Origin of the sequence: Amycolatopsis sp. NPDC049691 (assembly GCF_040675005.1) — a bacterium.
Lineage (GTDB): Bacteria > Actinomycetota > Actinomycetes > Mycobacteriales > Pseudonocardiaceae > Amycolatopsis.
In genome coordinates, this window is sequence record NZ_JBFANX010000013.1 from 154,101 (window position 1) to 167,639 (window position 13,539).

At 71.2% G+C, this 13,539-nt stretch carries 10 protein-coding genes; 8 read left to right on the forward strand and 2 right to left on the reverse strand.

All coding sequences use genetic code 11. The features are described 5' to 3' along the window. Positions 1-64: 64 nt before the first annotated feature. A complete protein-coding gene (locus tag AB0J40_RS28075; protein ID WP_364458194.1) occupies positions 65-706 on the reverse strand; it encodes a TetR/AcrR family transcriptional regulator in 642 nt (213 codons plus the stop codon). A gap of 115 nt (positions 707-821) precedes the next feature. Between AB0J40_RS28075 and AB0J40_RS28080 the strand changes: the two genes are divergently transcribed. From AB0J40_RS28080 to AB0J40_RS28115, 8 genes are all read left to right on the forward strand, one after another. Next, positions 822-1,670, forward strand: a complete 849-nt coding sequence (locus AB0J40_RS28080) for a shikimate dehydrogenase (protein ID WP_364458197.1) — start codon at positions 822-824, stop codon at positions 1,668-1,670. Then, the gene (locus AB0J40_RS28085; protein WP_364458200.1) at positions 1,660-3,459 is read left to right on the forward strand and encodes a TIM barrel protein; all 1,800 of its coding nucleotides are present in this window, start codon (positions 1,660-1,662) and stop codon (positions 3,457-3,459) included. Before AB0J40_RS28080 ends, AB0J40_RS28085 begins: the two co-directional genes overlap by 11 nt. 344 nt (positions 3,460-3,803) lie before the next feature. Next, complete coding sequence (locus AB0J40_RS28090; protein ID WP_364458203.1) at positions 3,804-5,108, forward strand: sugar ABC transporter substrate-binding protein; 1,305 nt, start codon at positions 3,804-3,806, stop codon at positions 5,106-5,108. After that, positions 5,105-6,091, forward strand: coding sequence for a sugar ABC transporter permease (locus AB0J40_RS28095; protein WP_364458206.1), 987 nt, complete (start codon positions 5,105-5,107; stop codon positions 6,089-6,091). Before AB0J40_RS28090 ends, AB0J40_RS28095 begins: the two co-directional genes overlap by 4 nt. Further along, positions 6,088-6,918: a carbohydrate ABC transporter permease gene (locus AB0J40_RS28100; protein ID WP_364458209.1), complete on the forward strand. Its 831-nt coding sequence runs from the start codon at positions 6,088-6,090 to the stop codon at positions 6,916-6,918. Before AB0J40_RS28095 ends, AB0J40_RS28100 begins: the two co-directional genes overlap by 4 nt. A 3-nt stretch (positions 6,919-6,921) precedes the next feature. Further along, on the forward strand, positions 6,922-8,361 hold the full coding sequence (locus tag AB0J40_RS28105; RefSeq protein WP_364458212.1) for a glycoside hydrolase family 3 N-terminal domain-containing protein: 1,440 nt from the start codon (positions 6,922-6,924) through the stop codon (positions 8,359-8,361). A gap of 96 nt (positions 8,362-8,457) precedes the next feature. Then, positions 8,458-11,913, forward strand: coding sequence for a tetratricopeptide repeat protein (locus tag AB0J40_RS28110; protein ID WP_364458215.1), 3,456 nt, complete (start codon positions 8,458-8,460; stop codon positions 11,911-11,913). Positions 11,914-12,015: 102 nt separating this feature from the next. Then, a complete protein-coding gene (locus AB0J40_RS28115; protein WP_364458218.1) occupies positions 12,016-12,786 on the forward strand; it encodes a hypothetical protein in 771 nt (256 codons plus the stop codon). Positions 12,787-12,935: 149 nt separating this feature from the next. On the opposite strand, the gene AB0J40_RS28120 is transcribed toward AB0J40_RS28115, so the two are convergent. Then, a complete protein-coding gene (locus tag AB0J40_RS28120) occupies positions 12,936-13,466 on the reverse strand; it encodes a winged helix-turn-helix domain-containing protein (RefSeq protein WP_364458221.1) in 531 nt (176 codons plus the stop codon). Between the last annotated feature and the right edge of the window lie 73 nt (positions 13,467-13,539).

Consider the following 13,539-nt stretch of genomic DNA (forward strand, 5'->3'; position numbering starts at 1 on the left):
AATGTACGGTCTAGTTAGTTAATAGAGAGTGCGAGACCGGACCCCGGGTGTCAAGAGGCGGATTTCAGGCGGTGAGGTAGTCGATCACCAGGTCGCCGAGCATCGTGCGGTAGTGCTCGCGCCGGGCCGGGTCGAGCATGTCGCGGCCGAAGATCGCTTGGAACGTGTGGCGGTTCGCCAGCCGGAACACGCAGAACGAGCTGATGATCATGTGCACGTCGAGCGGGTCGACGTCTTCGCGGAAGCGGCCGGCCGCGCGGCCCCGCTGCAGGACCACCGTCAGCCCGCCGAGTGCCGGGTCGGCCAGCCCGGCCAGGATCTCCGACTGCGCCAGGTGCTCCGCGTGGTGGATGTTCTCGATGCTGACCAGCCGGATGAAGTCCGGGTTCGCCTCGTGGTGGTCGAAGGTCAGCGCCGCCAGCTGCCGCAGGGCTTCCTCCGGCTCGAGGTGCTCGACGTCGACCTGCCGCTCCAGCGTGCGGATCGCGGAGTACGCCTGCTCCAGCACGGCGATGTAGAGCTGTTCCTTGCCGCCGAAGTAGTAGTAGATCATCCGCTTGGTCGTGCTGGTGCGGGCGGCGATCTCGTCGACGCGGGCGCCGGTGTAGCCCTTGTCCGCGAATTCCCGCGTGGCCACCGCGAGGATGTCGGCGCGCGTGCGGTCCTTGTCGCGCTGGCGCTCGGCCTCCGACGATGGTGCGGCCACCGGGCTCCTTCCGCTGCAGGTCGACGGCCCCACTCTAGCCCAGCCCTTTCCTCGGACCGCGCGTCGCGCTATTGTGAACGTACTAGTTCGTACATTAAATTCGGGGGGCGACCGCGTGACCAGCTACCTGATCGGACTCGTCGGCACCGGCATCGGGCCGTCCGCCAGCCCGGCGCTGCACGAACGCGAGGCCGACGAGCTCGGCCTCCGCTACGTCTACCGCCTGCTGGACCTCGACGCGCTGCGCCGCCCGGTCGCCGACGTGCTGGCCGCGGCCCGGCTCGCCGGGTTCGACGGGCTCAACGTGACGCACCCGGCCAAGCAGCTGGTCCTGGACCACCTCGACGAGCTGTCCCCGGAAGCCGCCGCGCTCGGCGCGGTCAACACCGTCGTCTTCGACGGCGGCCGCGCGATCGGGCACAACACCGACGCCACCGGCTTCGCCCGCAGCCTCACCCGCGGCCTGCCGGACGTCCGGCTGGACGACGTCGTCCTGCTGGGCGCCGGGGGAGCGGGCGCCGCGGTCGCGCACGCCCTGCTGTCCCTGGGCACCGGGCGGCTCACGGTCCACGACGTCGACCGCCGGCGGAGCGCGAAGCTCGTCGGCGCGCTGCGGCAGCGGTTCGGCGCCGGCCGGGCCGAGACCGGCGACCTCGACGCCGTCCGCCACGCCGACGGCCTGGTGCACGCCACCCCGACCGGGATGGCCGCCCACCCCGGCTCGCCCCTGCCGGCGGCCTACCTGCGGCCGGACCTGTGGGTCGCCGACATCGTCTACCGCCCGCTGGAGACCGCGCTGCTGGCCGAAGCCCGCGCCCGCGGCTGCCGCGTGCTGCACGGCGGCGGCATGGTCGTGCTGCAGGCCGCCGAGTCGTTCCGGCTGTTCACCGGCGTCGAGCCGGACCCGGCGCGGATGCTGCGCCACTTCGACGCCCTCGAAGGGGAGGCCGCCCGTGCCGCCTGAACCGCGCACCGCGATCGCCACCGTCTGTCTGTCCGGCACGCTCGAGGACAAGCTCGCCGCGGCCGCCGCCGCCGGGTTCGACGGCGTCGAGCTGTTCGAGAACGACCTGGTGGTCTCGCCGTCGAGCCCGGCCGAAATCCGCCGCCGCTGCGCGGACCTCGGCCTCTCGATCGACCTCTACCAGCCGTTCCGCGACTTCGAGGCGGTCCCGCCGGACGTGCACGCGGCCAACCTCCGCCGCGCGCGGCACAAGTTCGACGTCATGGCCGAGCTGGGCACCGACACCGTGCTGGTCTGCTCGTCCGTCTCGCCGGACGCGATCGACGACGACGAGCTCGCCGCGGAACAGCTGCACGCGCTGGCGGACGCCGCGCACGAGCGGGGACTGCGGATCGCGTACGAAGCACTGGCCTGGGGCCGGCACGTCAACGGCTACGAACACGCGTGGCGCATCGTGCGCCGCGCCGCGCACCCCGCCCTCGGCGTCTGCCTGGACAGCTTCCACATCCTGTCGAAGGGCCACGACCCGGCGCCGATCCGCGCGATCCCCGGCGACAAGATCTTCTTCCTCCAGCTCGCCGACGCGCCGGAGCTGCCGATGGACGTCCTGCCGTGGAGCCGCCACCACCGGCTTTTCCCCGGCCAGGGCGAGTTCGACCTGACGGCGTTCACCGGGCACGTCCTGGCCGCGGGCTACCGCGGCCCGCTGTCCCTGGAAGTCTTCAACGACGTGTACCGCCAAGCCGACCCGCGCCCGGCGGCGGTCGACGCCATGCGGTCGCTGCTGGCGCTGCAGGACTCCCTCGGCGTCCTGGCCGTCCCGGCCGCGCCGGCGCTGACCGGTCACGCGTTCGCCGAAGTCGTCACCGACCCGGGCGCGGGGAAGGTCCTGGCGTCGCTGGGGTTCGCGCGCACCGGCGTCCACCGCACCAAGCCGGTCGAGCTGTGGGAGCAGGGCGAAGCCCGGGTGGTGGTCAACGAGGGCGGCGCGGCGCACGGCGCCGTCGGCGCTGTGGCGCTGGCCAGCACCGATCCGGCCCGGTCGGCCCGCCGCGCGGAAGCCCTGCTCGCACCGGTCCTGCCGCGGGTGCGCGGCCCGCGCGAGGCGGACCTGGCCTCGGTCGCGGCGCCGGACGGCACCCAGGTCTTCCTCTGCGGCGACGACTGGCGCGACGACTTCGTGCCCACCGGGGAGGCGGCGGCCGGCGCGGGGATCGTCGGCATCGACCACGTCGCTCTCACCCAGCCCTTCGACCACTTCGACGAGGCGGCGCTGTTCTACCGGTCGGTGTTCGGGCTGACGCCGTCCCCGGTGGCCGAGTTCGCGGCGCCGTTCGGGCTGGTGCGCAGCCGCGTGGTGGCGGCGGGGGAGGTCCGGCTGACGCTGGACAGCGCGCTGGTCCGCCGCGGCGAATGGGCGCCGGCGGTGCCCGAACCGCAGCACGTGGCGTTCGCCTGCGCGGACGCGCTCGCGGCGGCCGCGGCGATGCGGGATCGGGGCGCGCCGCTGCTGGCGATCCCGGCCAACTACTACGACGACCTCGAAGCGCGCCTGGACCTGCCGCCCGAGCGGCTGGCCGGGCTGCGGGAGCGTTCCGTGCTCTACGACCGCGACGCCCACGGCGAGTTCCTGCACTTCTACACGGCGCTGGCCGGGGCGCGGGTGTTCTTCGAGGTCGTGCAGCGGATCGGCGGGTACCGCGGGTACGGGGTGGCCAACGCCCCGGTGCGGATGGCTGCCCACCGCGCGCGCCGGAGCGCCGGGTTGCCCGCGACAACGGCGGTGTGACCACGGGTCGCCCGCGAAAATCGCACGACGCGCGCGCCTGCCGCCCCGGGAAGCCTTTCCCGGGGCGGTTTTCGTCGTGCGGCCGGGAAGCGGCTACGCGGCTTTTCCGCTTCCCTGCGGTGAAAAACGGCCCGGACACCTTCCTATCAGGACGACTTCTGCCACCCGTTCGTCGGTCAGTGGTAACCGCTCGGCTACTGCGCGTACAACTCCCCGGTGGGTTTACAACGTTCCGGCAACCGCCTTGACACCGCCTGTGGTACGTACCACTCTAACCCCAACATTGGTCTACACCATTTGGGGCGTCCGGCCGCGGTGGCCGGGCATGGAAAGGACGGCATCGAGTGAAACGCTGGCTCAAGCTGGCGGCGGGCGCCGCCGCACTCACCCTCGCGACCGCCGGCTGCGCGGGTTCCAGCGGCTCGGACACGGCCGCTTCGTCGAGCGGCGCTCCCGCGCAGCTCAGCGGCACGGTCACGGTCTGGCTGATGACGGGCTCCGCGCCCACCACGCTGACCGACGCGCTCAACAAGGAGTTCGAGACCGCGCACCCCGGCGTCAAGGTCAAGTACGAAATCCAGCAGTGGGACGGCATCCAGCAGAAGCTGACCACCGCGCTGGCCGGCGGCACCCCGCCGGACGTCATCGAGATCGGCAACACCCAGACCGCGGCGTTCGCCTCGCAGGACGGCGTCCTGACCGACCTCTCCGGCGACAAGGACAGCTTCAACGGCGCGCAGTGGCTGAAGGGTCTCGCGGACTCCGGCACCTACGACGGCAAGACCTACGGCGTCCCGTTCTACGCGGCCAACCGCGAGGTCATCTACCGCAAGGACATGTTCGAGCAGGCCGGCATCGCCAAGCCGCCGACGTCGAACGACGAGTGGATCGACGCGATCGGCAAGCTGAAGACCAAGTTCGGCTCCGACCCCGACTTCCAGGCGCTCTACATGCCGGGCCAGAACTGGTACGCGCTGCTGTCGTTCATCTGGGACAACGGCGGTGACATCGCCCAGCCCGACGGCAAGAACTTCAAGGCGACGCTGGACAGCGCCGGCGCGAAGGCGGGCCTGGACTTCTACAAGAAGCTCGTCGACACCTCCGGCACCAAGGCGCCGAAGGACGCCGACGAAGCCAAGCCGCAGCAGGCGACCGTCTACGGTGCCGGCAAGGTGGCCATGATGATCGGTCTCCCGTGGGAGCTGGCGACCGCCGCCAAGACCGACGCGAGCCTGACCGGCAAGACCGGCGCCTTCCCGATCCCGAGCAAGAACGCGGGCCAGAGCGCCCCGGTCTTCCTGGGCGGCTCCAACCTGGCGATCCCGGCCAACAGCAAGAACGTGGCCGCGGCCAAGGAGTACATCAAGCTGCTCTCCAGCCCGAAGTACCAGAGCCAGCTCGCCGCGGCGGGCGTCGTGCCCGGCACGTCGACCGACCTCACCGGCCTGGACAAGGACCCGCTGGGCAGTGTGATGGCGAAGGCCTCCGCCAACGGCAAGGCCGTCCCGGCCAGCCCGAAGTGGGGTGACGTCGAGTCCGGTCAGAACCCGATCAAGGACATGCTGACCGCGTACCTGACCGGCAAGAAGACGCTCGACCAGGCGACCGCCGACGCCAACGCAGCGCTCAACAAGCTCATCGGCGGATGACAGCGACCGCGAACGTGACGATGCCGGCGGGGGCGACCCCGCCGGCATCGCCGCGCGACCCCGGGGTCAAGCGGCGCAGGCGGGGCCGGTTCGGCGACCGGGTGCTCCCGTACCTGCTCCTGCTCCCCGCGTTGGCGGCCATCCTGGTGCTGCTCGCCTGGCCGCTGGTCCAGGTCCTCGCGATCAGCTTCCGCAAGCTCGACATCGGCCAGCTCGTCTCCGGCAAGACGGTCTGGATCGGGTTCGACAACTACACGAACACCCTCTCGGACCCGGAGTTCTGGACGGTCACCGTCCGGACCCTGGTCTTCACCGCCGCGATCGTGGCCGCCACCATCCTCGGCGGGCTGCTGCTGGCGGTGCTCATGCGCCACCTCGGGCCGGTCGTGCGGATCATCGTGCAGGTCACGCTGGTGCTCGCGTGGGCGACCCCGGTGATCGCCACGACCACGGTGTTCCAGTGGATCTTCGACGAGCAGTACGGCATCCTCAACAAGACCCTCGACCGGCTCGGGTTCCACGGCTTCATCGGCTTCTCGTGGTTTTCCAGCGGGGCCAGCACGCTGTCGGTGATCGGGCTGCTCATCGTCTGGCAGGCCGTCCCGTTCGTGACGTTCTCGCTGTACGCGGGCATCATCGGCGTCCCGCGCGAGCAGTACGAGGCCGCCGGTATCGACGGCGCCGGGCCGTGGCAGACGTTCCGCGCGGTCACCTGGCCCGCCATCCGGCCGATCACCACCATGGTGACCTTCCTGTCGGTGCTGTGGGACTTCAACGCCTTCGCCCAGATCTGGGCGATCCGGGAGGGCGGTCCCGACGGCGAGAGCACCACGCTGGCCGTGGTCCTGTACCTCAAGGGCATCGCGGGCAACCACTTCGGCGCGGCGGGCGCGATCGCGACCCTGATGCTGATCGTGCTCGCGCTCATCACCGGGCGGTACATCCAGCTGCTGGTCCGGACCCCGGAAGGTGATCTCAAGTGAGGAAATCGCTGCCGCAGCGGATCGTGCTGTCGGTCGTCGGCATTCTCGTCGCGCTGCTGATCGTCTTCCCGACGTACTGGATGTTCGTGACGTCCCTGCGGACGCCCGGCGAGATCCTCTCGCCGAAGTACGACCTGATCCCGACGTCGTTCTCGTTCGGCAACTTCGCCACGGCGCTGGGCAAGGACAACTTCCCGGTCTACCTGATGAACAGCCTGATCGTCACGATCGGGTCGGTGCTGTGCGCGCTGGTCGCCGGGACCCTGGCGGCGATCCCGCTGTCGCGGCTGCGGTTCACCGGCCGCAAGGGCTTCCTGGTGCTGGTCATGGTGGCGCAGCTGGCCCCGGTGTCGGCGCTGTTCATCCCGCTGTTCCTGCTGATGCGGGACGCCGGGCTGCTCAACACGCTGCCGTCGCTGCTGCTGATCTACTTCGCCACCACGCTGCCGTTCACGGTCTGGATGCTCTACGGCTTCGTCAACGGGATCCCGTACGAGCTGGAAGAGGCAGCGATGATCGACGGCTGCAGCCAGACCGGCGCGTTCCGCCGGGTGACGCTGCCGCTGCTCGGGCCGGGACTGGTCACCACGTCGGTGTTCAGCTTCATCACGGCGTGGAACGAGTACCTGTTCGCGCTGGTGTTCATCCAGGACAAGCCGAAGGAGACCCTGCCGGTGTGGCTGGCGTCGTTCCGCACGGCGTTCGCCACCGACTGGGGCGGCGTGATGGCCGCGTCGGTCATCTACGCGATCCCGGCGCTGGTCTTCTTCCTGCTCGTGCAACGCAAGCTGGTGTCCGGCGCGACCGCCGGCGCGGTGAAGGGGTAGCGGGTGTCCACACCGGAGAAGCTCGCCGAAGCCGTCCTGCTGCCCGGGTTCGCCGGGACCACCGCGCCGGACTGGCTGCGTCGCCGCGTCGCCGAAGGCCTGGGCGGGGTGGTGCTGTTCGGCCGCAACGTCGTCGACGACGAGCAGGTCGCCGCCCTCACCGCGCGGCTGCGCGGCGAGCGCGAGGGCGTGGTCGTCGGGATCGACGAGGAGGGCGGCGACGTCACCCGCCTCGACGTCAACACCGGCTCGTTCGTGCCGGGCCCGCTGGCGCTCGGCGCGGCCGACGACCCGGAGCTGACCACGGCGGTCGCCGCCGCGCTCGGCGAACGGCTCGCGGCCTGCGGCGTCACGGTCAACCTGGCGCCGTGCGCGGACCTGACCCTGGCGGCCGAGGACCCGATCATCGGCGTCCGGGCGTTCGGATCCGACCCGGCGAAGGCGTCACCGCACGTCGCGGCCTACGTGACCGGGCTGCAGAAGTACGGCGTCGCGGCGTGTGCCAAGCACTTCCCGGGTCACGGCGCCGCGACCGAGGACTCGCACGTGGCGCTGCCGGTGCTGCCCCGGACGGTCGAAGAGCTGCGGGAGATCGAGCTGGTGCCGTTCGCCGCGGCGATCCGGGCCGGCGTGCGCTCGGTGATGTCGGGCCACCTGGTCGTCCGGGCCTGGGGCGAGGAGCCGGCGACGCTCAACCGGGTCGCGCTCACCGACGTCCTGCGCGGCGAGCTGGGCTTCACCGGCGCGGTGATCACCGACGCGCTCGAGATGGGCGCGGTGTCCGGGGCGTACGGGCGGCACGACGGCCTCGGCCGCTCCGCCGTCCGGGCGCTGGCGGCGGGCGCGGACGCGCTGTGCCTCGGCGGCGCGGCGTTCGAGGCCGAGCACCTGGACGCGTGCGTGTCGGCGATCGTGGCCGCGGTCGCGGCGGGGGAGCTGCCCCTGGAGCGGCTGGCGGAGGCGGCTTCGCGGACGGCGGCGCTGGGCACCGACCCGGCACCGGCTTCGGTGGGCCCGGTCGATCGCCGCCTGGGTCTCGAGGCGGCCCGCAAGGCCTTGCGCGTCCAGGGCTCGCCGAAGCTGGCCGGGCCGCCGCTGGTGGTCGACGTCCAGACCGAGCCGACGATCGCGGCCGGCCCGATGCCGTGGGGCCTCGGCGCGCACCTGGCCGAGCTGGTCCCGGGCACGCGGACGCTGACGGCGACACCGGACGACGCGGAAGCGGTCCTGGCCGCGGCACGGGAGGTCCGCAGCGTCGTGGTGGTCACCCGGGAGGCGCACCGCCACCCACGGGTGCGCGAGCTGCTGGCCGCGTTGTCCACTATGGACTACATCAGGGTGGAGACGGGGGTACCGGGGCCACCGGACGGCGAGAGGCCCCGAATCGACACCTTCAGCGGCTCCTGGGTGAGCCTCCGCGCGGCGGCCGAGTACCTGGCCTGATCCCGCTCGTGACGAGGCCCCGCCGGTCCACGGATCGGCGGGGCCTCGCCGTCACGTCTTGCTATGGTCGACGTCCGGGCGGAGGGAGGGCGGGCCTTGGACGCGGGCAGGCTGACCCTGCAGGACCTGATCAAGCGGCGCCAGGCCGGCGGTTTCGTCGGGCGGCGCGACGAGATCAGCCGGTTCGAGGAGAACCTCCGGCTGCCGCTGGACGACCAGCGCCGCCGGTTCCTGTTCAGCGTGCACGGCGACGCCGGGGTGGGGAAGTCGTTCCTGGTCACCCAGTTCCAGCGGATCGCGGGGGAGCGGGGGTGCGCCACCGCGTACGTCGACGAGTCGGTCTACGACATCCCGTCGGTGCTGTCGGGCATCGTCCGGGCGTTCGCCAGGCAGGGTGACCCCTGCAAGGAGTTCACCAAGAAGTCCGAGCTCTACCACGAGAAGCGGCACGAGCTCGACGCGGACCCGGCCACCCCGGACGGGCTGTCTTCGGTGCTGACCCGGTCGGCCGTGCGGATCGGCCTGCGCGCGGCGGAGGACATCCCGGTCGTCGGGTCCTTCGCCAAGGAACTCGACCGCGATGCCCTCTCGAACCAGGTCGAGAAGTTCCGCGCCTTCCTCAGCGTGAAGCTGCGCAACCAGCACGACGTGCGCCTGCTGATGTCGCCGGTCGAGGAACTGACGCCGATCTTCGTGAACGAGCTGCGGGAAGTCGCGGCGAAACGGCCGGTCGTGTTGTTCTTCGACACCTTCGAACGCACCGGGGTGTTCCTCGAACGCTGGCTGCTGGACCTGCTCGACGGCCGTTACGGGAGCCTCCCGCCGAACCTGGTGCTGGTCCTGGCGGGCCAGCACCCGCTGGACGTCCACGCGTGGGGCGGCTACCTGGGCATCCGCGCGGACTGCCCGCTCCAGGTGTTCACCGAGGAGGAGGCCCGCGAGTTCCTGGCGGCCCGCGGCGTCACGGCGGAGGAGGTGGTCGAAGTCGTCCTGGCGCTGTCCGGACGCCTCCCGGTGCTGCTGGCGCTGCTGGCCGAGTCCCGCCCGGACAGCGCCGCGAGCGTGGCCGATCCGGGCGACAACGCCGTCGAGCGGTTCCTGAAGTGGGAGAAGGACGAGAAGCGGAAGCAGGCGGCGTTGCGTGGCGCGCTGCCGAGACAGCTCGACCGCGACGTGTTCGCGCTGGTCGCCGACGCGGCCACCCCGGACGAGGATTTCGCCTGGCTGCGCCGCCTGCCGTTCGTGACCGAGCGCGCGACCGGCTACCGGTACCACGACGTGGTCCGCGACACGATGATCCGCACCCTCCGGCGCCGCTCGCCCGCGGAGTGGCGGGACCGCCACGGCGCACTGGCCGAGTACTTCCGGTCGGCTTGCGACGCGCTTGGGCTCGCGGAGGATGACCGCTTGCCGGACGAGCGGTGGCAGGTGCTGGCCGTGGAGCAGCACTACCACCGGCTCTGCGCCGGAGCGACGGGTGCGGTCCCGGACGTCTTGGCAGCCTTGGTCTCCACCGTGGAGAAGCGGCCCGACCAGGCCGGACGATGGGTGGCGATGGTGCGCCAGGCCGGATCGGACTCCGGCACGGAGCAGCTGACCGCGCTGGGCACCCGGCTGGCCGGGGCCGCGGGTGATGGCGACGAGGGATCGGTGTCCCTGCTGACCTGCTTGGCCGGCGAAGCGGCGCTGCCGGGTGACTCCGTTCTCGACGCCTATCGGGAACTCGCCCGGCTGAGCATGCGGCAGTCCGATACCGCCGGGGCGATCGCGGCCTACACGTCCGTCATCGAACGGCTCCCGGACGCGGGCTGGGCGATCGAGGGCCGCGCCTTGGCACACCGGTTGGCGAACCAGTACGACCAAGCCATCGCGGACCTGGATCGGGCGCTCGAGCTCGATCCCGATTCGGCATCGGCGTACGGCCAGCGGGGCAGGACCTGGCGGGCGATGAACCGTGACGAGGAGGCCCTGGCCGACTTCTGCCGCGCGCTGGAGCTCGACCCGGCGGCTCGAGACATCTACCGAGCGCGCGGAGCGACGTACCACTCGATGGAGCGCTATTCGGAGGCCCTGGCCGACTTCGACCGCGCCCTCGAGTTCGCGCCCGACAACACTTGGCTGATCGGGCAGCGCGGCCGCGCGTACTACTCGCTGGAGCGCTTTGCGGAGGCGCTGGCCGACTTCACCCGGGTCATCGACGTCGATCCGCAGGCCGACTGGGCGTTCGCCGACCGCGGCGAGGTCTACCACGCGATGGAGCGCCACGAGGAGGCGTTGGCCGACTTCACGCGCGCGATCGAAGTGGACCCCGAGTACGTCTGGGCGCTGGGGCAACGCGGGCGCACATACGGTGACCTGCGCCGGTACGCCGAGGCGTTCGCCGATTACGAACGCGCGCTGGAGATCAACCCGGAGAGCGTGTGGATCCTCGGTTGCCGTGCGAAGACCCATCGCGAAGCAGGCCACACCGAGGAAGCTTTGGCCGACTTCGCGCGAGCCCTCGACATCGAGCCCGCGGCGGATTGGATCCTGGCCTCACGCGCCGAGATGCACCGCAGGATGGGCCGGCACGATGATGCGCTGGCCGGCTTCGGCCGGGCGCTCGACATCGACCCGGGCTACGTGTGGGCGCGGGCGATGCGGGCACGGACGTACCGGTCGATGGGCAGGTACGCGGAGGCGCTCGACGAATTGACGCGAGCCGTCGAGTCCGACCCGAAGGTGGCTTGGATCATCGGTGATCGCGCCGAGACGCTACGGATGATGGGCCGCTTCGAGGAAGCGCTGGCCGAATACGAGCGAGCGGTCACCGTGAAGCCCGAGTACGAGTGGGCACAGGTGCAGCGCATGCTGGTCTTGTGCGACCTGCGGCGCGAGGACGACGCGCTCGCCGAGCTCACCCGGACCGTCGATCGCGACCCGCGGCCCGCGTGGGCGTGGACCGCCCGCGGTGAAGTCCACCACCTGCTGGGACGGTACGAGGAGGCCTTGGCCGACTTCTCCCGAGCGACCGAGGCCGACCCCCGGTCCGCCGATGCGTACGGCCATCGGGGGTGCACCCGGCGGTACCTGAAGCAGTACGACGAGGCCCTCGCCGACTTCGACCGTGCCGTGGCCATCGATGACGATTCGGGCTGGCTGTGGAGCGTTCGCGGCCAGGCTCTCCGTATCCTGGGCCGGCTTTCGGAGGCGAGAACCGACCTCGAGCGGGCGGCCGACCTCGACGGCGAGGCATGGGACCAGTACCAGCTGGGACTGCTCGCGTGCGTGGAAGGCCGGCCGGAGACGGCGGACGAGCTGTTCGCGAGGGCGGTGAAGCTCGAAAGCGCGGGCGGGGAACACGGGAGGCACCACACCGGAGCCGCGTTCAACCTCATGACGTATCACCTCGCCCTCGGTGCCGTGGAGACAGCTGAGACCCGGCTGCGCGAGGCGTTGCGGCTGAAGCCCGCACAGGGACAGATTCGCGACACCGTGGAAGACCTCGAAGAACTCGCCTCTCTGATGCCGGTACCCGAGCGCTTCGCGACCACATTGCGCGCCGAACTCTGATCATCCCTTTTGCCGTATCTCCAGACGCCGCCCCGGCTTTTGTACGGGGCTTGTATCGCCGGGCGCCACTCTGTCCGTACACCACGACTGGAGGACGGACCCATGAGAATTCGGATCGGGAAGCGGGCGGCGGGCGTCGTCGGCATCGCCGCGTCGATCGTGCTGGTCGGCGCCACCCCGGCCCTGGCCGCCGCGGGCACCGTGCACACCGACTCCGGCGCGCCGCTGACCGTGCGGTCGGCGCCGAGCACCAGCGCCACCTCGGCGGGCACCATCGCCGACGGCACCGCCGTGAACATCGACTGCCAGACCACCGGTGAGACGGTCACCGGGAAGTACGGCACCAGCAACATCTGGGACCACGTGCCCGGCGGCTACATCACCGACACCTACGTCTACACCGGCTCCGACGGCCGGATCGCGCCGGACTGCACCGATGTGCCCACCGTGCCGACCGAGGTGTGCTCGACCTCCGGGCTGGGCGACCCGAACACCTGCGCGCAGGCGGTCACCAAGGCGAAGTCGCGCGTGCACACGAACTACGACTCCTCCTACGACGGCTGGTGCGACCGCATCAACGCCCAGAACTACGGCTTCACCGCGAGCGGCTCGACCACGGCGTACGTGCACTGGACGCAGATCCCGAGCCAGTACAAGCACCCGGGCAGCACGGACGTCCCGGCGGGCGGCCTGGCGTTCTTCTCCAACGGCGGCGCGGGCCACACGATGATCTCCATCGGCGGCGGCAAGTTCCTGTCGAACGACATCAACGGCGCCGGCACGTACACCGAGACGACGATCGCGCAGATCAAGAGCAAGTGGGGCCAGACCTACCTCGGCTGGTCGCAGCCGTGGTTCAAGGTGAACCACTGACCCGCTGAGGCAGGGCGCGGGTCTCGCCGGCACTGGGGGCGGCGAGACCCGCACCGCGGCGGCGCTGCCCCACCATCCCCGGACAGCGCCGGGCCGGCCACCCCGGCCGGTCCCTGCCCACCTCCCTCGGGCAGGGACCGGTCGCGGGCTCAGCCGCTCGGCTTCATGTGGTGCAGCACGAAGATCCCGCCCACCGCCGGGCGGTCGGCGCGCTCGTGGTCGGTCGCCACGTACTCGTCCAGCACCGCCAGGATCCGGCGGTCCAGTTCCTCGATCTCGTCGGGGGACAGGTGCAGCAGGAACTTTTCGTGCACCGCGACCGATTCCGGGCCCGCCGCCCGGACCTCCTCCTGGAAGATCTCGATCGGCGCGAACCTCGTCTCCGCGTCGGCTTCGGCCAGCGGGCCGTCGAGCCACCACGTTTCGTTGTTCGACTTGTACGGCTTCTCCAGCGCCCCGCTCGCACCCGTCCGGACCGGTGCCGGCTGCAGCAAACCGGCCGCCACCAGCTGGCGGACGTGGTGCAGGACCGTGCCCGGGTCGCGGTCGAGGCGGTCGGCCAGCTGCTTGTTCGTCAGCTCCTCGACCAGGCACAACCGCATGATGCGCAGCCGCAGCGGATGGCCGAGGGCCTTGGCCTCCTCCGGCGTCGCCGGTCGCCGTCGGCGGGGTTCCGTCATGAGCGGAGCGTAGTCCATCGATGGAATCGAGTCACATCGATGGAGAAAAGCCCATCGATGTGCGATCCTCCAT

Bases quoted from the DNA above. Each gene is read 5' to 3' on its own strand.
- AB0J40_RS28120 (WP_364458221.1), bottom strand. From the start codon at position 13,466: ATGACGGAACCCCGCCGACGGCGACCGGCGACGCCGGAGGAGGCCAAG.
- AB0J40_RS28095 (WP_364458206.1), top strand. From the start codon at position 5,105: ATGACAGCGACCGCGAACGTGACGATGCCGGCGGGGGCGACCCCGCCG.
- AB0J40_RS28115 (WP_364458218.1), top strand. From the start codon at position 12,016: ATGAGAATTCGGATCGGGAAGCGGGCGGCGGGCGTCGTCGGCATCGCC.